31 protein-coding genes and 2 pseudogenes are annotated in these 22,388 nt (G+C 35.5%); 22 read left to right on the forward strand and 11 right to left on the reverse strand.

The features are described from left to right. Window positions 1-70 precede the first annotated feature (70 nt). Together MHH71_RS22295 and MHH71_RS22300 are read right to left on the reverse strand one after the other, a co-directional pair. On the reverse strand, window positions 71-313 hold the full coding sequence (locus MHH71_RS22295; RefSeq protein WP_006096019.1) for a DUF2626 domain-containing protein: 243 nt from the start codon (window positions 311-313) through the stop codon (window positions 71-73). Between the two features lie 139 nt (window positions 314-452). Then, window positions 453-1,148 carry a helix-turn-helix transcriptional regulator gene (locus MHH71_RS22300; RefSeq protein ID WP_003200412.1) on the reverse strand — a complete coding sequence of 232 codons (696 nt, stop codon included), beginning with the start codon at window positions 1,146-1,148 and terminating at the stop codon, window positions 453-455. Window positions 1,149-1,353: 205 nt separating this feature from the next. On the opposite strand from MHH71_RS22300, the gene comGA reads away from it, so the two are divergent. The 9 genes and pseudogenes from comGA (at window position 1,354) to MHH71_RS22345 (ending at window position 6,186) form a co-directional block, all read left to right on the forward strand. Then, window positions 1,354-2,397, forward strand: coding sequence for a competence type IV pilus ATPase ComGA (gene comGA, locus MHH71_RS22305; RefSeq protein WP_006096020.1), 1,044 nt, complete (start codon window positions 1,354-1,356; stop codon window positions 2,395-2,397). Beyond that, a complete protein-coding gene (gene comGB / locus MHH71_RS22310) occupies window positions 2,384-3,424 on the forward strand; it encodes a competence type IV pilus assembly protein ComGB (protein WP_033799111.1) in 1,041 nt (346 codons plus the stop codon). Before comGA ends, comGB begins: the two co-directional genes overlap by 14 nt. Before the next feature lie 12 nt (window positions 3,425-3,436). Continuing rightward, window positions 3,437-3,739 carry a competence type IV pilus major pilin ComGC gene (gene comGC, locus MHH71_RS22315; protein WP_003200417.1) on the forward strand — a complete coding sequence of 101 codons (303 nt, stop codon included), beginning with the start codon at window positions 3,437-3,439 and terminating at the stop codon, window positions 3,737-3,739. Continuing rightward, window positions 3,736-4,179: pseudogene (comGD, locus tag MHH71_RS22320) on the forward strand (competence type IV pilus minor pilin ComGD); the annotation flags it as partial. The gene comGC and the pseudogene comGD, both read left to right, overlap by 4 nt. Next, a complete protein-coding gene (gene comGE, locus MHH71_RS22325) occupies window positions 4,160-4,477 on the forward strand; it encodes a competence type IV pilus minor pilin ComGE (protein ID WP_231398946.1) in 318 nt (105 codons plus the stop codon). The pseudogene comGD and the gene comGE, both read left to right, overlap by 20 nt. Beyond that, window positions 4,374-4,925, forward strand: a complete 552-nt coding sequence (gene comGF / locus MHH71_RS22330) for a competence type IV pilus minor pilin ComGF (RefSeq protein ID WP_006096022.1) — start codon at window positions 4,374-4,376, stop codon at window positions 4,923-4,925. Before comGE ends, comGF begins: the two co-directional genes overlap by 104 nt. Beyond that, complete coding sequence (gene comGG, locus MHH71_RS22335; protein ID WP_018765812.1) at window positions 4,922-5,296, forward strand: competence type IV pilus minor pilin ComGG; 375 nt, start codon at window positions 4,922-4,924, stop codon at window positions 5,294-5,296. Before comGF ends, comGG begins: the two co-directional genes overlap by 4 nt. A gap of 156 nt (window positions 5,297-5,452) precedes the next feature. Next, on the forward strand, window positions 5,453-5,950 hold the full coding sequence (locus tag MHH71_RS22340; protein WP_006096023.1) for a shikimate kinase: 498 nt from the start codon (window positions 5,453-5,455) through the stop codon (window positions 5,948-5,950). A 35-nt stretch (window positions 5,951-5,985) separates the two neighbouring features. After that, window positions 5,986-6,186: a YqzE family protein gene (locus tag MHH71_RS22345; protein ID WP_016116311.1), complete on the forward strand. Its 201-nt coding sequence runs from the start codon at window positions 5,986-5,988 to the stop codon at window positions 6,184-6,186. A 157-nt stretch (window positions 6,187-6,343) separates the two neighbouring features. On the opposite strand, the gene MHH71_RS22350 is transcribed toward MHH71_RS22345, so the two are convergent. Continuing rightward, window positions 6,344-6,976: a VC0807 family protein gene (locus tag MHH71_RS22350; RefSeq protein WP_003200259.1), complete on the reverse strand. Its 633-nt coding sequence runs from the start codon at window positions 6,974-6,976 to the stop codon at window positions 6,344-6,346. Window positions 6,977-7,173: 197 nt separating this feature from the next. Between MHH71_RS22350 and MHH71_RS22355 the strand changes: the two genes are divergently transcribed. The 4 genes from MHH71_RS22355 to MHH71_RS22370 all read left to right on the forward strand — a co-directional run bounded on the left by MHH71_RS22355 (window position 7,174) and on the right by MHH71_RS22370 (window position 8,909). Next, a complete protein-coding gene (locus tag MHH71_RS22355; RefSeq protein ID WP_016116309.1) occupies window positions 7,174-7,716 on the forward strand; it encodes a peroxiredoxin in 543 nt (180 codons plus the stop codon). A gap of 28 nt (window positions 7,717-7,744) precedes the next feature. Beyond that, a complete protein-coding gene (locus MHH71_RS22360) occupies window positions 7,745-8,197 on the forward strand; it encodes a TlpA disulfide reductase family protein (RefSeq protein ID WP_006095924.1) in 453 nt (150 codons plus the stop codon). Window positions 8,198-8,442: 245 nt separating this feature from the next. Continuing rightward, on the forward strand, window positions 8,443-8,670 hold the full coding sequence (locus MHH71_RS22365; RefSeq protein WP_003200265.1) for a hypothetical protein: 228 nt from the start codon (window positions 8,443-8,445) through the stop codon (window positions 8,668-8,670). Between the two features lie 92 nt (window positions 8,671-8,762). After that, window positions 8,763-8,909 carry a hypothetical protein gene (locus MHH71_RS22370; RefSeq protein ID WP_016116306.1) on the forward strand — a complete coding sequence of 49 codons (147 nt, stop codon included), beginning with the start codon at window positions 8,763-8,765 and terminating at the stop codon, window positions 8,907-8,909. Between the two features lie 32 nt (window positions 8,910-8,941). Here the strand turns inward: MHH71_RS22370 and MHH71_RS22375 are convergent, their stop codons facing one another. Both MHH71_RS22375 and MHH71_RS22380 read right to left on the reverse strand, forming a co-directional pair. After that, a complete protein-coding gene (locus tag MHH71_RS22375; RefSeq protein ID WP_018765810.1) occupies window positions 8,942-9,736 on the reverse strand; it encodes a YqhG family protein in 795 nt (264 codons plus the stop codon). Then, window positions 9,723-11,405, reverse strand: a complete 1,683-nt coding sequence (locus MHH71_RS22380; protein ID WP_003200271.1) for a DEAD/DEAH box helicase — start codon at window positions 11,403-11,405, stop codon at window positions 9,723-9,725. The genes MHH71_RS22375 and MHH71_RS22380 overlap by 14 nt, the downstream gene beginning before the upstream one ends. A gap of 350 nt (window positions 11,406-11,755) precedes the next feature. Here MHH71_RS22380 and gcvT point away from each other — a divergent pair, with 350 nt between their 5' ends. From gcvT to MHH71_RS22420, 8 genes and pseudogenes are all read left to right on the forward strand, one after another. Further along, the gene (gcvT, locus tag MHH71_RS22385; protein ID WP_003200273.1) at window positions 11,756-12,856 is read left to right on the forward strand and encodes a glycine cleavage system aminomethyltransferase GcvT; all 1,101 of its coding nucleotides are present in this window, start codon (window positions 11,756-11,758) and stop codon (window positions 12,854-12,856) included. 20 nt (window positions 12,857-12,876) lie between these two features. Further along, the gene (gene gcvPA, locus MHH71_RS22390; protein WP_006095925.1) at window positions 12,877-14,220 is read left to right on the forward strand and encodes an aminomethyl-transferring glycine dehydrogenase subunit 1; all 1,344 of its coding nucleotides are present in this window, start codon (window positions 12,877-12,879) and stop codon (window positions 14,218-14,220) included. Further along, window positions 14,217-15,692 carry an aminomethyl-transferring glycine dehydrogenase subunit 2 gene (gene gcvPB, locus MHH71_RS22395; protein WP_018765808.1) on the forward strand — a complete coding sequence of 492 codons (1,476 nt, stop codon included), beginning with the start codon at window positions 14,217-14,219 and terminating at the stop codon, window positions 15,690-15,692. Before gcvPA ends, gcvPB begins: the two co-directional genes overlap by 4 nt. A gap of 266 nt (window positions 15,693-15,958) precedes the next feature. Further along, on the forward strand, window positions 15,959-16,183 hold the full coding sequence (locus MHH71_RS22400) for a DUF3929 family protein (protein WP_026008568.1): 225 nt from the start codon (window positions 15,959-15,961) through the stop codon (window positions 16,181-16,183). Between the two features lie 70 nt (window positions 16,184-16,253). Further along, window positions 16,254-16,445 (forward strand): hypothetical protein, encoded by a 192-nt coding sequence (locus MHH71_RS22405; protein ID WP_016116299.1) that lies wholly within the window; start codon window positions 16,254-16,256, stop codon window positions 16,443-16,445. An 87-nt stretch (window positions 16,446-16,532) separates the two neighbouring features. Continuing rightward, on the forward strand, window positions 16,533-16,907 hold the full coding sequence (locus tag MHH71_RS22410) for a GntR family transcriptional regulator (protein WP_033799094.1): 375 nt from the start codon (window positions 16,533-16,535) through the stop codon (window positions 16,905-16,907). Window positions 16,908-16,912: 5 nt separating this feature from the next. Continuing rightward, window positions 16,913-17,500: pseudogene (locus MHH71_RS22415) on the forward strand (ABC transporter ATP-binding protein); the annotation flags it as partial. 601 nt (window positions 17,501-18,101) lie between these two features. After that, window positions 18,102-18,311, forward strand: a complete 210-nt coding sequence (locus MHH71_RS22420; protein WP_016132008.1) for a hypothetical protein — start codon at window positions 18,102-18,104, stop codon at window positions 18,309-18,311. A 15-nt stretch (window positions 18,312-18,326) separates the two neighbouring features. Here the strand turns inward: MHH71_RS22420 and MHH71_RS22425 are convergent, their stop codons facing one another. From MHH71_RS22425 to MHH71_RS22445, 5 genes are all read right to left on the reverse strand, one after another. Beyond that, window positions 18,327-18,584: a DUF3975 family protein gene (locus tag MHH71_RS22425; protein ID WP_003200291.1), complete on the reverse strand. Its 258-nt coding sequence runs from the start codon at window positions 18,582-18,584 to the stop codon at window positions 18,327-18,329. A gap of 15 nt (window positions 18,585-18,599) precedes the next feature. Further along, complete coding sequence (locus MHH71_RS22430) at window positions 18,600-18,914, reverse strand: DMT family transporter (RefSeq protein WP_003200292.1); 315 nt, start codon at window positions 18,912-18,914, stop codon at window positions 18,600-18,602. A 1-nt stretch (window position 18,915) separates the two neighbouring features. Then, complete coding sequence (locus MHH71_RS22435; protein ID WP_003200294.1) at window positions 18,916-19,248, reverse strand: DMT family transporter; 333 nt, start codon at window positions 19,246-19,248, stop codon at window positions 18,916-18,918. A gap of 70 nt (window positions 19,249-19,318) precedes the next feature. Beyond that, the gene (locus MHH71_RS22440) at window positions 19,319-19,900 is read right to left on the reverse strand and encodes a TetR/AcrR family transcriptional regulator (protein ID WP_006095929.1); all 582 of its coding nucleotides are present in this window, start codon (window positions 19,898-19,900) and stop codon (window positions 19,319-19,321) included. A gap of 95 nt (window positions 19,901-19,995) precedes the next feature. Beyond that, on the reverse strand, window positions 19,996-20,973 hold the full coding sequence (locus MHH71_RS22445; RefSeq protein WP_033799095.1) for a LacI family DNA-binding transcriptional regulator: 978 nt from the start codon (window positions 20,971-20,973) through the stop codon (window positions 19,996-19,998). Window positions 20,974-21,303: 330 nt separating this feature from the next. Between MHH71_RS22445 and MHH71_RS22450 the strand changes: the two genes are divergently transcribed. Further along, window positions 21,304-21,849, forward strand: coding sequence for a hypothetical protein (locus MHH71_RS22450; protein WP_050774441.1), 546 nt, complete (start codon window positions 21,304-21,306; stop codon window positions 21,847-21,849). Between the two features lie 29 nt (window positions 21,850-21,878). Here the strand turns inward: MHH71_RS22450 and MHH71_RS22455 are convergent, their stop codons facing one another. Then, window positions 21,879-22,262, reverse strand: coding sequence for a rhodanese-like domain-containing protein (locus MHH71_RS22455; RefSeq protein WP_003200301.1), 384 nt, complete (start codon window positions 22,260-22,262; stop codon window positions 21,879-21,881). Window positions 22,263-22,388: the final 126 nt, after the last annotated feature.

Raw genomic sequence — 22,388 nt, forward strand, 5'->3', positions numbered from 1 at the left:
ATTTCAATAAAACCTATAAGTCAACTAGGTAATTAGAGAAAATAAAAAAAGATGGCAATTTGCCATCTTTTTAATGCCCAGCGCCAGGGACAAGTAGAAATGTTGTATAGTATGTAAACCCAATGAAGAAAACAGTTAAATATGCCCCGAATACGTATATATACATACGCTCTGTTAATTTTAAATAGCTTAAAAGTACGAAGAATCCTGTTTGTCCTAAAAATAATAGTGCAGTTGCGTGCATATCCCCTAAGTAAAACATAACCGAGAAAATTCCAGTCCAAAAGCCGAGAACGCGAAACATGCGCTCCATGCAATCTCCCTCCTTTTCTAAAAAAGTAAACCTCTCTTCATTATAGTTTATTTTTCTTACTATTGTAAATATTTGCGAAAAAAGAAAAGAAGCCAAATCAAATTGACTTCTTTTTGACACAATTTCATATGAAAACAAGTTATAGCTGAACTTTGTAGTTACAAGATTTACATCCGTCTAATAAATTATCATGTCGTGTTAATTCCATGCCCGGAAATAGGATTTCAAAAATTCCCTTCATCATATCGCTATGCATATGGCAAACTTCTTCAGGATGATGGACAGCAACTTCTTTGAATGGGCAATTGTACACGTCATAGAAAATTTGTGTACCATCTGTGCTTAATTCAAATGAAGGGGATAGGCCAGCAGTTGATAATGCTTCTTTTGCAATTTGAACTTTGTGTTCTAATGTTAATGAATCTTCATTAATGTTTAAATGCTGCATATGTTGTTCCATTAATTCTTTACCAAATTGTTTGCCTGTTTCATATAGTGCTTTTTCACCGGCTGCACCGAGGCTAAGCAATGAATTAAAAGCGATTTTTGCTAATAATTGATAATCGCGAAATGGGAATTGTAGCTGAATTAAGTCTTCAGACAATACATATAATCTGCTTGGTCTGCCGCCTTTTCCCGTTTTCTTTGTTTCAGATCGCAACATATTGACATCTTCTAATTTTGATAAATGTAGACGTGCTACGTTTGGATGGATATTAAATTCATCTGCGATTTCTTGTACAGTTACGTAACTATGTTTTTGAGAAATATATTTATAAATATAATAACGAGTTGGATCAGATAGTACACCTGTAATTTTTAAAGCTTGTTCCATGAGGATCTCCACCTTTATCACTTTATCCAAGATAATAACATTATAATACAGATAAAGTTGCTTATAGGTAATTTTAGTCAATAATTCAGAAATTGTTCATAATTTCACAAACATATTTTCCCTCTTTTCTCTGTTGAAAATACGAAAGTCGCTATTTTTCTTTTATATTTCCGCATGATATATACATAGTGAGGAGGAGATCATTATGAATGGTGTTGAACATTTTGCCAATACAATTATGAAGGAAGCATGTGCATTACAGGCATCCGATTTACATATCGTGCCGCGACAAGCAGATGCAGTCATACAATTGCGCATTGGAAAAGATTTAGTAACGAAGCATTGTATTGGAAAGGAATTTGGAGAAAGACTTGTTTCGCATTTTAAATTTTTAGCATCTATGGATATAGGGGAGAGACGTAAGCCACAAAATGGATCATTGTATTTACAAATTGAGGGGCAAGAAGTGCACTTACGTCTTTCTACACTACCAACTGTGTATTTAGAAAGCCTCGTCATTCGTTTACACTTGCAAGCGTCGGTTCAACCACTTTCCCATCTTTCTTTATTTCCAAGCTCGGCAAAAACACTTCTCTCTTTTGTACATCATTCTCATGGATTACTCGTGTTTACTGGGCCGACAGGATCTGGGAAAACAACGACAATGTATGCTTTGCTAGAGGTAGCCAAAAAGGGACAAACACGTCGTATTGTTACACTTGAGGATCCGATCGAAAAGAGAAAGGATGGCTTGTTACAAATTCAGATTAATGAAAAAGCAGGTATCACGTACACAACTGGTTTAAAAGCGATTTTGCGCCATGATCCTGATATTATTTTAGTTGGTGAAATTCGTGATGAAGAAACAGCAAAAGTAGCTGTGCGTGCGAGTTTAACAGGCCATTTAGTAATGACAACATTGCATACAAACGATGCAAAAGGAGCTGTGCTACGTTTGATGGACTATGGGATTACGCGGCAAGAAATTGAGCAATCATTGCTTGCTGTGGCAGCACAGCGTCTTGTTGAATTGAAGTGTCCATTTTGCAAAGGGAAATGTTCGCCGTTATGTAAAGCAATGAGGCAAGTGCGGCAAGCAAGCGTTTATGAGTTGTTATATGGCCATGAATTGAAAAAAGCTATTTGTGAAGCGAATGGAGAGCGTGTAACCTATCATTATGAAACGTTGCAATCATGTATAAGAAAAGGATATGCCTTAGGCTTTTTAGAAGAGGATGTTTATGTTTGAACGAAAAGGGTGGCGATTACATGAGCAAGTCTTGTTATTAAGAAGACTTGGGGAATTGTTAGAAAAGGGCTATTCACTTTTGCAAGCATTAGAGTTTCTGCAGTTTCAGTTATCTTCTCAAAAACAAATTCAATTGCAACATATTGCAGAAGAATTAAAAAATGGTCGAAGCATTCATGATGCTTTTCACCAACTTATGTTTCATCCAGACATATTAAGTTATTTATTCTATGCACAGCGGCATGGGGATATTTCTTTTGCGTTGCAACAAGGAAGTGTACTACTGCATAGAAAAGATAAACATCAAAAAGATATGATGAAAGTGCTTCGTTACCCGATATTTTTATCTTTTTTTCTATTAGGGATACTTGCTGTATTCAATTTCGTTTTGCTTCCACAATTTGAAACATTATATAGTTCCTTGCGCGCTTCTTCTGTTTCATTTACCGATCATATTATGCTCCTTATTCGAATGCTTCCGTACATGATTGGAGGATTTTTTCTCTGCCTCGTTTTAGGAACATGTATATATGTATTTTATATACAAAAACTTCCCCCAGTTCAAAGAATGAATATTATGATTTGTATTCCTCTTATAAAAACATTTCTTATTTTAACAAATTCTCATTATTTCTCTGTTCAATTAAGCGGCTTATTACAAGGAGGACTATCGGTACTAGAAGCCTTAACGTTAATGGTTGAACAAAAACATCACCCGTTTTTTCAATGTGAAGCCACTCGAATTGAAGAATTATTAATCGCGGGAGAACAGTTGGATTCTATTATTATGAAGAGTGGTTATTACGAGAGGGAACTGTCTTACGTGATTGCGCATGGACAAGCAAACGGAAACTTAGCGACAGAATTAGGAGACTATAGTGAATTAACGATTGAAAAAATGGAAGGAAAGATTCAACGTATTTTAGTCATTATTCAACCACTTTTGTTTACATGTATTGGCATAATTGTTGTTCTTATGTATTTAGCGATGATTATGCCGATGTTTCAAATGATGAATTCTATTTAGGAGGTAGTTTAAATGAAAAATGAAAAAGGATTTACTCTTTTAGAAATGTTATTAGTGATGGTCGTTATTTCAGTATTACTTTTATTAATTATTCCAAATGTAATTAAACAGCGCTCTTCCGTACAAGGAAAAGGTTGCGATGCATACGTGAAGTCTGTCGAAGCGCAAGTGCAAGCTTATCAATTAGAAAAGAATAAGATACCAACAGTAGATGAATTAGTGAAAGAAAAGTATATTACTTCTACAACGTGTCCAAAAGGGGAACCGATTAGTATTTCAAGTGAGGACGGCACAGTATCTGTTGGTAAATCGTGAAACAAAAAGGATTTACATTTTTAGAGATGCTTCTTGTCTTATTCATCATTTCTATATTAAGCGTCGTCACTTACTTTAATGTTGCTCCGTTATATGAAAAGCAAAAGGTAGAGCAGTTTTTGAAGCAATTTTCACAAGATATTTTGTATATGCAGCAGTTAGCTATAAACCGCCGGAATCTTCATATGCTGCGATGGAGTCCTGAGAAACATATGTACAGTATTTGGGAATCTGGGGATGAGCGTTCCCTTTTTATCCGGGAATATGAACGAGATATAAAAATTGATTTGAATACTTTTCCAAATCCAATGACCTATAATGCAAATGGAAATATAAACAAAGCTGGTACAATTCTACTTTCTTATCGCTCACGCACCTATGAAATTGTATTTCAACTTGGGAGAGGAAGATTTACGTATCGTGAAGTGTCAAAAAGGGTCGGTTATGCTGGAAATGCTTGTATCGTTAAGTTTATTAATGATGGCTGTGTCGCTATTACTTCCGCAAACACTCCTCATCATGCAAGAAAGAAAAAATATTCAATTTCGGTATAAAGCACATTCATTGTTGAAGAGGGAAGCAGCACTATATATGTATCAAAATCAGCTAAAGCAGCAAAAAGAGGAGGCGATAGATGGCGTTGTGTACTGGATACATTGGCGGGAAGAAGAAGTTTGTACAATTTGGAAAGATACCAAACAAAGAAGGATGGAACAATGTCGTCATGTCAAAAAGTAAAGAGGTAGAAGCAGGATTTACGTTATTAGAAATGATGTTATGTTTATTGTTTTTATCTATTTTCTTTCTTCTTGTGCCGCGCCTCCATAGTTTATTTATCGAGAAACCATATTCAAAGCAAATAAACAGTTGGGAATGGAATGTGTTCCTGGAACAAGTACAATTAGAGTTTCGAGAGAGTGAAACCGGGAAAGGTGTCGAGTTAGAGAATAAAGAAGCTCTAATACTTTTTCAAATGAGTAACGGTGCGAATGTAACATATGAAATGTTAGGAAATAATATCGTGAGAAAAGTAAATACGTTAGGAATGGAAATTCTATTACAAAAGGTAAATTCGGTTTCTTATGACTTAACACCTTATATGTTAATTATACATGTGCAAGATATAAGCGGCAAAATGTATCACGGTGTAGCAACGCGCTACACACCCATTGAGTTGAAGACATGAGAAAACAAGATGGTTTTGCGATGCCGGGAACGTTAATTCTTCTCTTCTTACTATTTTCATTCTTTATATATGAAATAAATATGTTGAAATCTGATCAAAGATTTTATAAGGAGGCGCAGCAAAAATTTTTGTTAGAAGAGATTGCTGATCAAGCAGTCTCCTCTATAAAGGATGATTTGCAGGAAAAAGAACAAAATGCTGTATTTTCGTTTCGATACGAAAATGGTGAAGCGAGCGGGAATTATGTATTTGAAAATGAAATTATATTTGTCGCATTGCAGTGTATGACGAAACAAAATCGCTCTTATAAAGTGAACTTTCAGTACGATAAAATAAATAAAAGAGTTATGAATTGGGTGGAAGAGAGATGAGGAAGAAGTTACATGACCATTACGTTTTGTTCTTGATAACAAATTAAGGACAAAACATTTTTTATTAATTTGTGCAAGTAGTATATAAAATAAACCACGTTAGCTTATCTTTCGTTATAATACAAATAATTAAACAGACAGAAAAGAGGTAACAAAATGAAATCCATTTACATAACAGGCTTTATGGGAGCCGGAAAAACAACAATTGGGAGGATGCTAAGTGAGCAACTCCATATTCCAGTTGTAGATACAGATCAAAAAATTGAAGAGAAGCAAAGGAAGGAAATTCGTGCTATTTTTGCAGAAGAAGGGGAAAATGCATTTCGTCAATATGAAAGTGAAATGCTGCGTTCGTTATTAACGAGTAATGTAATTATTACAACGGGTGGTGGCATCGTGGAACGCGCAGAGAATCGTCAGTGGATGAAAGAGAATGGAACCGTCGTGTATTTATATTGTGATCCATATGTTATTGCAGAGCGCCTTCGTGAAGATACGACACGTCCATTATTTCAAAAAGAAAATATTGAGGCGTTTGTGGAGAAGTTTGAGAACCGCCGGGCATATTATGAAGAAGCGGATATATATATTGATACGACAAATAAAAGTGTGGAAGAGATTATGGGGGAGCTACTGCGTAAGATTAATGCGTAAAAAAGTGGACATACTAATCAAGTAGAGGTGATGATATGTCTACTAATGATTATGTGCGTTTTATGACGCAACAATTTGTATCGTATATGGATGCTCCAAAAGAGGATCGAAAGCAAAAGAAAGAGCAGCGCCGTGCTGAAAAAGCGCCGTTTTTAAATAGATGGTTCGGTATGATGCCGCTTAGCGCTGCTTTGTTTTATCAAAACGTTAAGAAGAAACGAAAAAAATCAAGTTAATAAAAATTGGAATGATTTACCGCTAGTAATGATGCTGGGCGGTATAGTACAATTTTTGCGATGAGTGTATACTTGTCATCGATTCGACAGATAAACCTATAAAAATCCCCCTGTACATATATTGTACAGGGGGATTTTTATTATGATAGTTTTTAACTTATTGTGTAGATTCTTTCTGTTCAGTTACTGAGTGTATTTTATTATTAACCCATACAAATCCTATCCCAATACATATGGAAATTCCCCAGCCAACAGCGGTCATGATTGCTCTCATTTCACCATATCCTTCTACACCAAAAACAGAAATGAAATAGATTTTTAAAAAGCTTTTTAAAATGAATTGGAGACCAAAAAATAGTGTTAAATATTGCAAGGCTGGATATATGCGTTTGTCACGGTAAAGAGTGCGGCTCTTATCTCGGTCATGTCCTTGCAAGGCTGCGATATCAGCTGCGAAATATAACATGAGTGGTTTTTTAATAAAGATTGTACAGATGACAATGCATCCGAGTACGATATGATAATATGCATCATTCCATAGCATTCTCTCAGCAGAACCAGATAGTAAGTCTACTGTCGTGTTAGCAATAAGGGTAATAAGAATAAAGAACCCTGTAACGTTGAACTGCTTTTCTTTCTTAAAGCAGTACAGTGTATAAAGAATTCCCGGTACTGAGGAAATAAGCATTGCATAATAAGGATCAATATGCGTTTTTGCAAATTTCCAAATGAGAAAAGGGAAGACGAGATAAAATACAATATCGAATATAGCTTTCTTATTTTGATTCATTTTGTGCCTCCTTAGTTATAGATATATTTTACAATACAATTTCTGAATATTGTACAAGATTAATTGATAATTGTAATCAAATTAAAATTATTTTAATTTAGTGTTGACTTTAATTTGATAACTTGTATATAATACAAATTGTAATCATTACAAATTAGAAATTAATCTCAATTAGCTTCAGGAGGATGAATATAGATATGACAAAACGTTTAGTAGGGAAACAAGCACCACGTTTCGAAATGAGTGCAGTAATGCCAAATAAAGAATTTAAAAATGTTAGTTTAGAAGAAAACATGAAAAATGATAAATGGACAGTATTATATTTCTATCCAATGGACTTCACCTTCGTTTGTCCAACAGAAATCATTGCACTATCTGATCGCTACGATGAGTTCGAAGATTTAGATGCGGAAGTAATCGGTGTTTCTACAGATACAGTACACACACATTTAGCATGGATTAACACAGATCGTACAAAGAATGGTTTAGGCGACTTACGTTACCCATTAGCAGCTGATACAAACCATGTTGTATCAAGCGAATACGGCGTGTTATTAGAAGATGAAGGAATCGCACTACGTGGATTATTCATCATTAGTCCAGAAGGCGAATTAATGTACCAAGTTGTACACCATAACAATATTGGACGTGAAGTAGACGAAGTATTACGTGTATTACAAGCATTGCAAACAGGCGGCCTTTGCCCAGCAAATTGGAAACCAGGACAAGAAACTCTATAATTTATAAGTCGTAGGAGGAATAGATAGAATGAAATTACGTGAACAAATGCCATCATTAGAAGGTGCAACAGAAATTTTAAACGACGCAGTAACGCGTGAAGATTTAATTGGAGATAAGCCAACATTAATTCACTTTTGGTCTGTAAGCTGTTACTTATGTAAAGAAGCAATGCCAGAAGTAAATGAATTACGTGATGAGTATGATGATCGCTTAAACGTTGTAGCAGTTCATATGCCTCGCTCAGAAGAAGATTTAGACTTAGCAGTAATTGAAAAAATGGCAGAAAGCCACGATATCATTCAACCAATTTTAGTTGATAGTAAACATGCGATCACAGATACATTTGAAAATAAATATGTTCCTGCTTACTACGTATTTGATAAAGAAGGAAAACTTCGTCATTTCCAAGCAGGCGGCAGCGGTATGCCAATGCTTCGCAAACGTCTTGAGCGTGTACTAAACGAAGCAAACGAAGCGTAAGTTATAGTTTAGTAGAAATAAAAAAGATTGCCCCTAGCGTGGTAATCTTTTTTATTATATAATAATTAAAACGCTTTCATTTTTTAAAAATTTGTTCACAAAATTGACGAAAAAATACATTATTCCTATCGTCATGTTGTTTTATAATGAAACTAATCATCTATACATGCATACAATATTGTGAAATAAATAACATAAATAATCTATATAAATGTAAACGTTATCAAAAAAGAGAGGTGGAGACAATGAGTAAATTTTTCTTCAATCATAATCCAGCAACATTAGAGGACGGAAGGCTTGTAGAATATGCTGAAATTATTTATGGAGCAGGTGGCCGTTCTGTATTAGAAAATTTAATGGTGAAAGCATCTATCAGGTTGCGTGATCGTTATCCACATAAATCTGACGAACAGATCTCTCATCTTGTAAATCAAGGCTTACACGATATGTTTCAGAAATATGTGAAGGAATAAGAGGAGCGAAAAGCTTCTCTTATTTTAATGAATAAGGAATGCTTCTATAGCTGAAAATAAGGAGGAATTTAAAAGAGCAAGGAGTGAAAAAGATGAGTAATGGTGTAGGGCGTTCGAAGAAAAATCTTCCAACAGATGCAAACCATGTGAGTGCAAAAGATAGAGAATATCAAAAGCGAATGACAGAAAAGAAACAACAAGAACATAACGATGGTCGAAAGTATAATGGAAAAATATAAGAAAAGCTCCTTCTCATATGAAGGGGCTTTTCTTATGAAAAAAAATGGTTAGCGGTTACATAAAAGAGCCCACCATTTATAATTTGCATTGTAATACGCGGTTCATATTGCTCTTGTAATGCTTGTTTTTCTATGTCGTAGCTTTCGGGAAGTTCCTCGCTTTCTTCGTAAAATCGATTTAGAAGCGCTAAATCATGATTCCAGCGTACACGTGCTTCTTCAGCCCATGTATGATCATCTGCTGCAATGAGATTTTTTAATGCATCTTCTATCCGCTGTAATCCACTTTGCGGCTTAATAATGGGAGTAAGTGTAAAACTGAAATCTGGTATTTTTGGCGTGAGCCGAATTTTCGCTAGTGTTTCATGAAAATTTGTAATCATTGTTCCAGAAATAAGATGAATCCCGATGGAATGAAGCATATCTTTCTTTCGATCACATTGATAACATACTTTTACATTGACGCCAAGCCATGGATGAAGTGGTATATGAGTTGTACCACTTGAATTTACTTCTTCGAATAAACGTATGTAGGATCCCAGTTCTTTTGTTGTTTGGAAGATTTGATGCAGACGAGGAGAGCCATAGTGAATAAGCTCACCTTCTTCTTCATCATTCTCTGGATCCGTAATGAGAGTAAGTTGCATCGGATTTGGGATGCCACCCGTTTTCTCAAGGTAGTGCCAATAAAAAGGGCGATTCATCAATAGTTTATCCATTTCAATTGTTAATTGTACATCTAGTAGATGCGGGGAACGCCCCAAAATTTCACAGTCATTTGCTTGGAAAAAATTCCATAAGTAATTATGAATTTCATGTTGCTGCATAGCCTTGCACCTCAGCTTCGTTTCTCTTCGCAAAGTCGATGATAGATGTTAAATTTTCCATCTTAATTCGAATCTCTCCTTCGCTCTTTGATCCTGCGAAAATCTCTTGAATATGTGCATCGATATTTTTCATATTAATTCTTGTTAAAATCTCATCAAGTTCACCGATGACTCGCTCAAATAAATTGATTTTTTCATATAGAAGTTTCAAAATATGTTCTTCAACTGTATGTTTCGTTGCTAAGTTATAAATATGAACATCATTTTTTTGGCCAAGCCTATGGATACGTCCAATTCGCTGTTCAAGCCGCATTGGATTCCATGGTAAATCATAGTTAATCATATGGCTACAAAATTGTAAGTTAATCCCTTCACCGCCAGCTTCGGTTGCAATTAACACTTGCGCATGATTTTGGAAGAGCTCTTTCATCCAATCTTTTTTCCCTCGTTTAAACCCACCACGAAAAGGGACTGATGAAATACCGTGCTGTTTTAAAAACCATTGTAAATACATTTGCGTGGCTCTATATTCTGTAAAAATGACGACTTTATCATCAATTTCTTTTATAAGCTCCAGTGCTTGGTTTGCTTTTGTATTAAAAGGAATATGATTGATTTTATCCATTAAAACATCGATATATGGGTCTGGTATATAATTCTCATTTTCTTTTTGTCTTTTTTCTACATGCTTTTTGAGTGAATAATAAACTGCTTCACGGCTGCTACATACTTCTCGTTTCAAAGTTAATGATGAAAAGGCAGAGGTAAAAGCGTCTTGTCCTTTCCAATTTTCAATCGCATTGTATAGAGCCTGCTCTTCCTCATTAAAATCAACAAATATTGTCCGAACGTGCCTTTTCGGCCATTCGATACCTGTACCATTTCGCCGATTTCTTACCATCACTTTATTAATGAGTGCTTTTAAATCTTCATCTGACTCTGCTGAGCGATTTTTCGATGCATAATATTCTTCGAAGTTAGACTGATTGCCTAAATGTCCTGGTTTTAATAAGGAAACGAGATTAAAGATTTCATCAATTTTGTTTTGGACAGGTGTTGCAGTTAGTAATAAACAAAACTTCTTTTTAAGACGTTGTGCAAATTCATAGTTTTTTGTTTTATTATTTTTAAGTTTGTGTGCCTCATCAATAATGATGAGATCGTATTCCAAGTTTAAAACGATGTCACGATGCGGTGAACGCTTCGCTGTATCAATGGATGAAACGATAACGTCAGCTTGTTCCCACGAATAGCTTTTTCTCTGGGCAACAGCAGGAATAAAAAACTTTGTGTTCAGTTCATATGCCCACTGTGAAACGAGGGAGGCTGGAACGAGTATAAGTACTTTTTTTACAAGACCGCGCACCATGTACTCTTTTAAAATAAGACCTGCTTCAATGGTTTTTCCAAGTCCAACTTCATCTGCCAGTATCGCTTTTCCATTCATTTGTTCAATAACAGTTTGTGCTACTTCTAATTGATGAGGAAGCGGTGTGAAATGGGATAAATGTTTAGGGGCTTGCAAACCATCAAATGTAGGGACAAGCAATGATTCTTCTGTTTTATAGGCTAAATCATATAGTTCCCAATTTGTCCAAGGGCCATCTTCATCAATTCGTTTTAAGAAATTATTTTGCCATGTCCGATCTACGGAAATATCGACATTCATTGAAACTCTCCCACCTTCTGTAAACTAAAACGCTTATTGTTACATCCCTCACCAAAAATCCTAATTTCTAACATTTTAAGGTGAAGTTGTTTTTGTAAGTATAAGAATAAAAAATTCTAAATTATTTTTTATGCTAGAATATTGATGAAATAGATCGAAAAATGTTAGGATAATGGTGTGAAATGTGTGGAATCTTTCGTATTTTATCCAAGAAAGTACTTTTTTATTTACGCTTTCATAAAAAAATACATTGAGATTCCGTATATCCCATCTTTTCTGAATGAAAAATGTTTAGATACGGGAAGCCAACTTTTATTGATTTGTCATAGACAGCATAAGGGGGAAAGAACATGATTACATTACAACGTACACCGCTATTTGATGTATACGCGAAGTATGGTGGAAAAACAATCGACTTTGGTGGTTGGGAATTACCAGTTCAATTTTCAAGCATTAAAGAAGAACATGAAGCTGTTCGTACAGCTGCAGGCCTGTTTGATGTGTCTCACATGGGGGAAGTAGAAGTAACAGGTACAGATAGTTTGGCATTTTTACAACGTGTTGTTACAAATGACGTTTCTACCTTAAAGGTAGGAGGCGCACAATATACAGCAATGTGTTACGAAAATGGTGGTACAGTAGATGATTTATTAATCTACAAACGTGGTGAAGAAGACTACTTATTAGTAATCAACGCATCGAATATCGAAAAAGATTACGAGTGGTTAGCAAGTCATGTCATTGGCAATACGAAAGTAGTCAATGTTTCTAGTGAAATTGCACAACTTGCAATTCAAGGTCCAAAAGCAGAAGGCATTTTACAAAAAGTTGTGTCAGAAGATTTAAAAGAAATTAAGTTCTTTAAATTTAAAAATGATGTTCTTGTAGATGGAACTCCTGCACTTGTATCTCGTACAGGTTACACAGGTGAAGACGGATTTGAAATTTACTGCAAGAGTGAAGATGCTCCAAAACTTTGGGAGAAACTTCTTGAAGCTGGAGCAGAAGACGGCTTAAAACCATGTGGTTTGGGAGCACGTGACACACTTCGTTTTGAAGCGACACTTCCACTTTATGGTCAAGAACTATCAAAAGATATTACACCAATTGAAGCTGGAATTGGTTTTGCAGTAAAAACAAATAAAGAGGCAGATTTCTTTGGAAAAGAAACATTAAAAGAATACAAAGAAAACGGTGCACCTCGTAAATTAGTCGGCATCGAAGTAATTGAACGCGGTATTCCTCGTACGCATTATCCTGTATATGTAGGCGAAGAAAAAATCGGGGAAGTTACAAGTGGTACACAATCTCCAACGTTAAAGAAAAGCATTGGTTTAGCATTAGTTGATGTAAAATACGCAGCAGTTGATACAGAAGTAGAAATTGAGATTCGTAATAAACGCGTTAAAGCAGTAGTCGTTCCAACACCATTTTACAAACGTTCAAAGTAACGGGGAGAGGGGTAGATTTCATGTTGCATCGTTATCTTCCAATGACAGAAGAAGACAAAAAAGAAATGTTACAAACGATCGGCGTTCAAACGATCGATGAATTATTTTCTGATATTCCAGAAAGTGTTCGTTTCAAAGGGGATTTAAAGATTAAACAAGCAAAGTCAGAACCAGAGCTTTTAAAAGAACTGTCTGATATGGCTCGTAAAAATGCTAACTTAAAAGAATACGCTTCTTTCTTAGGAGCAGGTGTATACGATCATCACGCTCCAGTAATTGTTGATCATGTTATTTCTCGTTCAGAATTTTATACAGCTTATACGCCATACCAACCAGAAATTTCACAAGGGGAATTACAAGCGATTTTTGAATTCCAAACAATGATTTGTGAATTAACTGGAATGGATGTAGCAAACTCCTCTATGTATGACGGAGGTACAGCGTTAGCAGAAGCGGCAATGTTAGCAGCTGGTCATACGCGCAAAAAGAAAATTCTTGTTTCTAAAGCAGTTCATCCAGAATCAAGAGCAGTACTTGAAACATATGCAAAAGGTCAACATCTTGAAGTTGTTGAAATTGATCATAAAGATGGTGTAACAGATTTAGATGTATTACAAAGTGAAGTAGATGATACAGTCGCTTGCGTAATCGTTCAATATCCAAACTTCTTTGGACAGGTGGAAAGATTAGCTGATATTGAGAAAATTGTTCATCAGCAAAAGTCATTATTTATCGTTTCTTCAAACCCATTATCATTAGGCGCTTTAACACCACCAGGTAAATTTGGTGCTGATATTGTAATTGGTGATGCACAACCATTTGGTATCCCAACACAGTTTGGTGGACCACACTGCGGTTATTTTGCAACAACGAAAGCATTTATGCGTAAAATCCCAGGACGTCTTGTCGGACAAACTGTGGATTCAGACGGCAAACGTGGCTTCGTATTAACATTGCAAGCTCGTGAACAACATATTCGTCGTGACAAAGCGACATCTAACATTTGTTCAAACCAAGCGTTAAATGCATTAGCAGCGTCTGTTGCAATGACAGCACTTGGAAGACAAGGTGTGAAAGAAATGGCACGTCAAAACATTTCTAAAGCGCAATATGCAAAACGCCAATTTGAGGAAAAAGGATTTACAGTAACATTTGCTGGACCATTCTTCAATGAATTTGTTGTAGATTGCAAACGTCCAGTACAAGAAGTAAATGATGCATTAGTACAAAAGAATATTATCGGTGGTTACGACTTAGGCCGTGATTATAAAGAATTAACAAATCATATGCTTCTAGCGGTAACAGAACTTCGTACAAAAGAAGAAATTGACACACTTGTAAAAGAAATGGGGGCTATCCAATGAAGAACCAAGATCAAGCACTTATTTTTGAAATGAGTAGAGAAGGACGCGTAGGATATAGCTTACCCCAATTAGATGTAGAAGAAGTGAAATTAGAAGATGTGTTTGAGAGCGATTATATCCGTACTGAAGATGCAGAGCTTCCAGAAGTATCTGAACTTGATATTATGCGCCATTACACAGCACTTTCAAACCGTAACCACGGCGTTGATTCTGGATTTTATCCATTAGGATCTTGTACGATGAAGTACAATCCAAAAATCAACGAAAACGTGGCTCGTTTCCCAGGCTTTGCACACATTCATCCGCTTCAAGATGAAAAAACAGTGCAAGGTGCAATGGAATTAATGTACGACTTACAAGAACATTTAATCGAAATTACAGGTATGGATACTGTAACACTTCAACCAGCAGCTGGTGCACATGGGGAATGGACAGGATTAATGTTAATCCGTGCATATCATGAAGCAAACGGTGATTATAACCGTACAAAAGTTATCGTTCCTGACTCTGCGCACGGAACAAACCCAGCATCTGCAACAGTAGCAGGTTTTGAAACAATTACAGTAAAATCAAATGAACACGGTCTTGTTGACTTAGAAGATTTAAAACGTGTTGTGAACGAAGAAACAGCAGCACTTATGTTAACAAATCCAAATACACTTGGTTTATTTGAAGAGAATATTTTAGAGATGGCAGAAATCGTTCATAATGCAGGCGGTAAATTGTATTATGATGGTGCAAACTTAAATGCGGTATTAAGTCAAGCACGTCCTGGAGATATGGGATTTGATGTTGTGCATTTAAATCTTCATAAAACATTTACAGGTCCGCATGGCGGCGGTGGCCCAGGTTCTGGTCCAGTAGGTGTAAAAGCTGATTTAATTCCATTTTTACCAAAACCAATTTTAGAGAAAACAGAAAATGGTTATCACTTTAACTACGATCGTCCACAAGCAATTGGACGCGTGAAACCATTCTATGGAAACTTTGGTATCAACGTTCGTGCTTATACGTATATTCGTTCTATGGGGCCAGATGGACTACGTGCAGTAACAGAATATGCTGTATTAAATGCAAACTATATGATGAGAAGATTAGCGCCGTTCTATGATCTTCCATTTGATAGACATTGTAAGCATGAATTTGTATTATCAGGTCGCCGTCAAAAGAAACTTGGTGTACGTACACTAGACATCGCAAAACGTCTGCTTGATTTTGGTTACCATCCACCAACAATTTACTTCCCATTAAATGTGGAAGAATGTATTATGATTGAACCAACAGAAACAGAGTCAAAAGAAACATTAGACGGTTTCATCGATAAGATGATTCAAATCGCAAAAGAAGCAGAAGAAAATCCAGAAGTTGTACAAGAAGCACCACATACGACGGTAATTAAACGTCTAGACGAAACAATGGCTGCACGTAAACCGATTTTACGTTATCAAAAGCCAGCTCCTGTACAAGTTTGAGTAAATGTAAAATGAAAAGAACTCGCTATATGCGGGTTCTTTTTTTGTGGAGAAATTGTGCAGAAATTATGAAAATAATGTAAAGAATTTTTGTATTTTATGTAACAGTGTGGAAGAAAGTTGTTTTTTAAGCTTTTTTGTTGAAAAAGTCGGTTTGATAAAATTGTGTATTTTTGTTAGAATTTTATTGAAATTAAGAAGGTGTAATGAGGAGAATAACTCATTTTTACGTATATGTGAAAAAACGAACAATTTGGGGTGAAGGAATGGGCTATAAGTGTTATAGGATGGTGTATCATTTAGAAAACGGTAAAAAAATTAAAGATATAAAGGAATTTTGTTATCGAGATTATGGAAAAATGTTAGAGCGTGTAGCACATCGTGTAATGGATAACGCAGAAGTGACAGCGATTGATAAACAAGGAACAATTATTTCAATAGCTTGTGATGACATTGTAAAGGTAGAACTTGATTACATAAAAGAAAGTTAGCCTTGAGTCATATCGAATTATTCGATAAAATATACTGTTGAATGGTGAAGTGAGAAGAGAGGAGTTTATCATGGGTAGTACAAGACACTTTTATATGTTTATTTTGGCATTTGTACTTGTTGTAGCATTAACGGTATATTTAATTGTTGATAGCAGCTGGTACAACGCAGTGCATCCAGCATTTCTTATTTTTATGTATGTAGGAATTGCGGTTGTTAGTTTTGGGATGAGAGATGAAATGTTAGATCGCTTTGAGAAGTGATACATATATGGGAGACCAACAGGAAAATGTTGGTCTTTTTTTCTTGCTAAAAATAGGGAACTGTGTATATACACAGTGGAGGAAAACATGAATATTATTATTTCAAATTCTTCCCCAGACCCTATTTATGAGCAGATTAGTAAGAAATTGAGGCAGCTTATTTTAAATGGAGGTCTTAAGGGGGGAGATCAATTGCCGTCTATCCGTAGTTTAGCGAAAGAACTGCAGATTAGTGCGATTACGACGAAACGTGCGTACGAGGAGCTTGAAAAGGAAAGGTACATTGAAACGGTTGCAGGGAAAGTAACATATGTCTCCGTACAAAATAATGAGCTTATAAAGGAACAACGATTGCGTTTACTAGAAAGTAAAGCAGAAGAGATTGTCCAGGAAAGTAAATTTTTGCAGCTTTCACTGGAAGAGTTGCAACAGATGATTACGTTTCTATATAAGGGGGAATAAGTGACATGTTAGAGTTAAAAAACGTTTGTAAAAATTATAAAGATTTTTCAGTGAAAAATATAAGTTTTACATTGCAGCGTGGATATATTATGGGATTTGTTGGGCCAAATGGTGCAGGAAAAAGTACGACCATTAAAATGATTATGAATTTAGTAAAGAAAAATAGTGGGGATATTACGATCTTCAGTAAGGATAATGCAAAAGCAGAAAAAGGCATTAAGCAATATATTGGATTTGTGTATGATGAAAATCATTACTACGAAGAGTTAACATGTGAACAAATGAAGAAGATTATTGCACCTTTATATATAAACTGGGATGAAGCGCAATATCAATCGTATATGGAGAGATTACAAGTTCCGAAAAACAAAAAGATTAAGCAGTTATCAAAAGGGATGAAAATGAAATTTGCGATTGCGATGGCGTTATCGCATCATGCAGAACGCATCATTATGGATGAACCAACATCAGGTTTAGATCCGGTTGTCCGTAGTGAACTACTTGATATATTGCAAGAAATTGTGATGGAAGAAGAAGTATCGGTATTATTCTCGACACATATTACAACAGACTTAGAGCGCATTGCTGATTATTTTAATGACCAGTGTTATCATTGCTTACTTTACAGTAGGTATTCAGTTAAGAAATGAGACAGTGGATTTTGTAGAAACAACGGTTGTAACTAGTATGAGCCTCGGTTTTATTGTTTTTAGTTTAATTTTATCAATTTACTTTCTGCTAGGTTATCAGAAAACGTTTATGATAGCTTGTTTTCTATTAATCGCACCTATATTTATTTTAGAAGTTTTCTTTAAAGTAAATATAGAGCAATTGAATTTACATAGTGGGTTCTTATGCATGGGGGCAACTTGCATGTTGGTTTTCTCAATGTTGGCTTGTGTGAAATTATATGAGCGAATGGACATATAACAGGGAAAAAGGTGCCTCATCACAAGACACCTTTTTCAATAGGGAAAATAACACAGGAGTAACTTATAAACAGAAACGGTGCTCGGCATCTCTTTTGGTGCATGTAATATAAGGCTGAAACATATAACAAAGAAAAGAAATAAGAAAAATAACAATAGGATATGTTTATGTATGGAATTTTGCATATAATCAGCTCCTTGTTGATATTATGTCCGGTTGGATTGGAAATATTATTAGATTTTAAAGAAATTAGGGGGAGATGTAATGATGAGAAAACGGACGCCAATAGGAAGAATATTAATTGGAATTGGATTGATTTTGTTCTCTTTAGGTCTTATGATGCTTAATTTTTACTCGGATATTAACTTATTTAAAAACTCGAATAAGGGTATTGGGACTGGCGTTTTTATTCTTGGAATACTATGTCTTATTGCATCCAATTTCTTTAGGTTGCCAAGCAACGCGAATCATTAAGTATAAAAAAGACAGTTACTTCTTTTCAGAAGAACTGTCTTTTTTGGTTATTTTATTCCAAAGTTTAGCGATACTCCAAATGATAATAATCATGATGGAAGCGATAATTGACCAAACAATGGATACAACTTCAAGTGCCATGTTGGGAAGGAATGTAAGAATAGAAATTCCTTTATGGAATAACCATTCGATAAAATGAAAGCTCATTTGTAGTAGGAGCACAATTCCAATTATAATTCCAGTTACAATTTGTTTCCCTTTTTCTTTCCACATGACATTCACCTCATGTTAACTCATTAATTTTAAGCCAACTGCACCGCATAAAATGCAGCTTAAAAAGGCAAGGCGACGCCAATCAGCTGATTCACGGAAGATAAGAATACCTAGAAGCGCACTTCCAGCAGTTCCAATTCCAGTCCAAATTGCATAAGCTGTTCCCATTGGTAATGAGTTCATTGCAAGTGATAAGAAGAAGAAGCTTACGGCAAAGTTAGCGATTAAAATAAGCTTAGGTGCCCAGCCTTTCTTTTCAGTGGCTACTTTCATAAACAGTACACCAACAATTTCACAAATACCAGCAATAATTAAAAATACCCATGCCATTTTATGCAGCCTCCTTCTCTTCTTGTTTACCTGTTACTCGTTTTAATCCAATAACGCCAAAGAAGATTAAACCAATAAATAAGATTTTTACAATTGAAAATGGTTCTCCGAAAATAAAGATTTCTGTAAGAACGATTCCACCGGCTCCGATTCCTGTAAAGACTGCATATACAGTTCCAACAGGTAGATCCTTATAAGCTTTAAATAATAGGACGAAACTAATTGCGATTATAAGAGCAACACCAACCCATTCAAGTGGAGTAGTTGCGTGCTTTAGTCCAATCACCCAAAAAATTTCAATGATGCCAGCTAAAATTACATAAATCCATGCCATATATTATTTCTCCTTCCTACCAGTCGTTAGGTGAAGGGCTGAAAAACGACGCATTGCTATTTGCAATCCGTCATTGTGAAAGCCCTCGCCAAAACACTTTCCAAGAAGCACTTAAACGGGTCTCAAAGCGATTTAAGCCTGCGTACAATAGTTCAACCATTAGACCGTCAAGTAAGCATAAATAAGCCTCTAAAGCGTCTTGTATTTCAAGGTTATGCAGTTCACCTTGTTCATTTGCTCGTTTGAATACAGGAAATAAAAGTTCTCTGATGTTTTCAATGTGAGCATTTGATTTTTCAATAATTTGTTCGCGAAATGCATCAGGCGGAAAATAGGAAGTGCGTAACCAAAACATCGATTCTTCACTTTCACCAAATCGCTTTGCGTAACCTTTTAACAAGTTTACAAGTAATGCTTCAGTAGATGACTTTGAAAATTTTTTTATATCGTCTGTAAAGCATTGTAAATCTTTTTGAAGTGCAGCTTCTAAGCAGATGAAGTATAATTCTTCTTTTCCCTTAAAGTGTGCGTAAATCGATGGTTTTTTAATCCCGACTTCCTGTGCAATATTTGCTAACGAAGTCCCTTCGTAGCCATAGCGTGCGAAATGAGAAAGTGCTACAGCTTTAATGCGGTTTGCTGTCATTTTCATCCCCTACCTACCGTTCGTTAGGTTCATTATAAAAGAGAATAAACATAAAGTCAATGAGTCAAATGATTTAAAAAGAGTACCTGAATTGGCACTCTTTACACAGTTTTTCGTTCAATTAAATGGAAAGGGAGTTCCTCTGAGCTACCTATAATTTGTTCGGCCTGTATTTGCTTATGAAATAAAGAAAAGGCTCGAGTACCCATTGTTAAACCAGGATGTTCAATTGTTGTAATCTCTAATGCTGTTGAAATTTCATGGTTATCAAAGCCAAGAATGGCGAGATCTTCTGGTACACGTAGGCCGTGTTTTCTTGCTTCAGTTGTTAAACCAGCGGCCACTTGATCATTAGCAGCAAAAATAGCAGTTGGGCGCTCTTTCATGTTTAAAATACTGTGCAGAACTTTTGCACCATCTTGCATATTGTAACATTGGTAAAACATCCAATCTGGTTGTACTCTTTTTTGGGCAGTATGAAGAGCATCGGAAAAGGCTTTTTCACGCTGCTTTGTATTTATGCTATTTTGCCTTGCTAAACAAAAACCAATCTTCTCATGACCTTTACGCAATAAATATTCTGTACCAATGCGAAACCCTTCATAATGATTAACATAAACAGATGAAACGAGGGGATGCTCCATCTTTTCACATGAGATGATAGGAGCGAATTTTGCAAATGGTTCAATTTGTTCCCACGAGCTTGCACGTGAGCAAATAATCATGCCATCAAATTGTTTCATTTTCATCATCTCTAGAACACGAATTTCTTCTTTACTATCATAGTTCGTTTGGCATAGGTTAATCTGATAGCCAGCAGCTAATGCTTCATTTCCAATCCCTTCAATAATTGTACTAAAGTAGGGTAAATTAATAAAAGGAAGCATAACACCGACCGTCAATGTTTTTCCTGTTATTAAATGAATTGCATTTATATTTTTTGCATAATTTAGTTCTTCAACCGCATCTAAAACGCGTTTTCGTTTTTCATCGCTGACGTAGGGATGGTCATTTAGCACGCGTGAAACCGTCGTTATAGATACCCCAGCGGTTTTCGCAATTTGTTTTATATTCGCCATATGTATCACCTCTTCGTTCATTATATAGGCAAATAGATAAGAATGGAAAAAATACTGAAAAATGCTTGACCTGAAAAGCTTTTCACAATCTATGTTATAAAAGGACCTTCTGTTATTCGCGTAACCTTTTTATTTTGGGCGTAAGAGTAGCAGAAAGTCTTTTTTTGTCTAAATAGAAATGCTGTGTCAAAATGTGTGAGATAAACGAGGAAAGTTTCCAAAGGGAGAATGAACAAGCGAAGCGAATATGAACAACATACTAACGCTTTGTTCGTAAAGGGAGCGGTATGAAAGGGCGGAAACAAATTGAAAAAAGGGCTCATTTGTTTCGTGTTTTCTAGTGTGTTACTTAGCTCATGTTCGTTTCAACAAACGATAAATGAAGAGAAAAATTTTGTGGAAAGCACAGGAGGGGCTACAGATCGCGTATCTGGTCCTATCTTATTAAAAGATGTTTCTAATTATTTTCCAAAATCAGTTAAAGTTCCAACGTTTTTACCGTATGACATTACGAATGATATAAAAGGGGAAGTAAGAGCAATTGGGAAGAAGAACGCTGTCTTAACGATTAAATATAAGCAAAAGGAAACAGAAAAAAAAGATTATGTAGAATTAACAGTTGCTAATTTTTCTTACAGTTTTCCTTATATTGTAGAACAAAATCGATTTCATGAAAAAATGAGATTGGATAATGGTTCAGCTGCCTATTTTAAAAATAGGGATGAGGGCGAGCATGGGGAAGAATTTGCAACGCTTATATGGAAAGAGAAAGGGCTGGAATATCAGTTGTTGTATCGAAATACAGAAGTACAAGATGGAGAAGTAGTAAAAAAGAACTTACTATATATTGCGAACAACATGGAAGAAAAGAACTAGCGGATGAATCATGCTAGTTCTTTAAAATATTATTTCTTTTTAATTTTGCCTGTCCAAGATTTAAATCCACCTTGTAGTTGGTAGAAATCTTTGTAACCTTGTTTTTTTAGATATTGAGCTGCACGTCCTGTACGGAATCCGCTTTGGCAGTATAAATAGACAGGTTGGTCTTTACGTAGCTCTTTGTAACGCATACGGATTTGTGATAATGGAATGTTACGAGCACCTAAAATATGCCCCGCGTTAAATTCATCTGCTTCACGAATATCGATAAGCTGTGCCTTACGGTAGCCAGCGCGAAATTCTTCTTCTGAAAGTGTTTTAATTAATTTTTTCTGATAGAAAAACATCCATACAGAGTAGCCGATGATTCCTACGATTACGGCTAGTATAATAATCAAGTTTGTTGACACGATTCTATCGCTCCCTTTTTTCTTATCCTACTTTCAATATTATAATGCCCATATGTATTTATGCAACAGGTTCGTTCGGTGAGGAGGAGAAATTTCGTATTCTTTCACAAATTTTGTCGAATTTGT

Source organism: Bacillus sp. FSL H8-0534 (assembly GCF_038005885.1).
GTDB lineage: Bacteria > Bacillota > Bacilli > Bacillales > Bacillaceae_G > Bacillus_A > Bacillus_A pseudomycoides.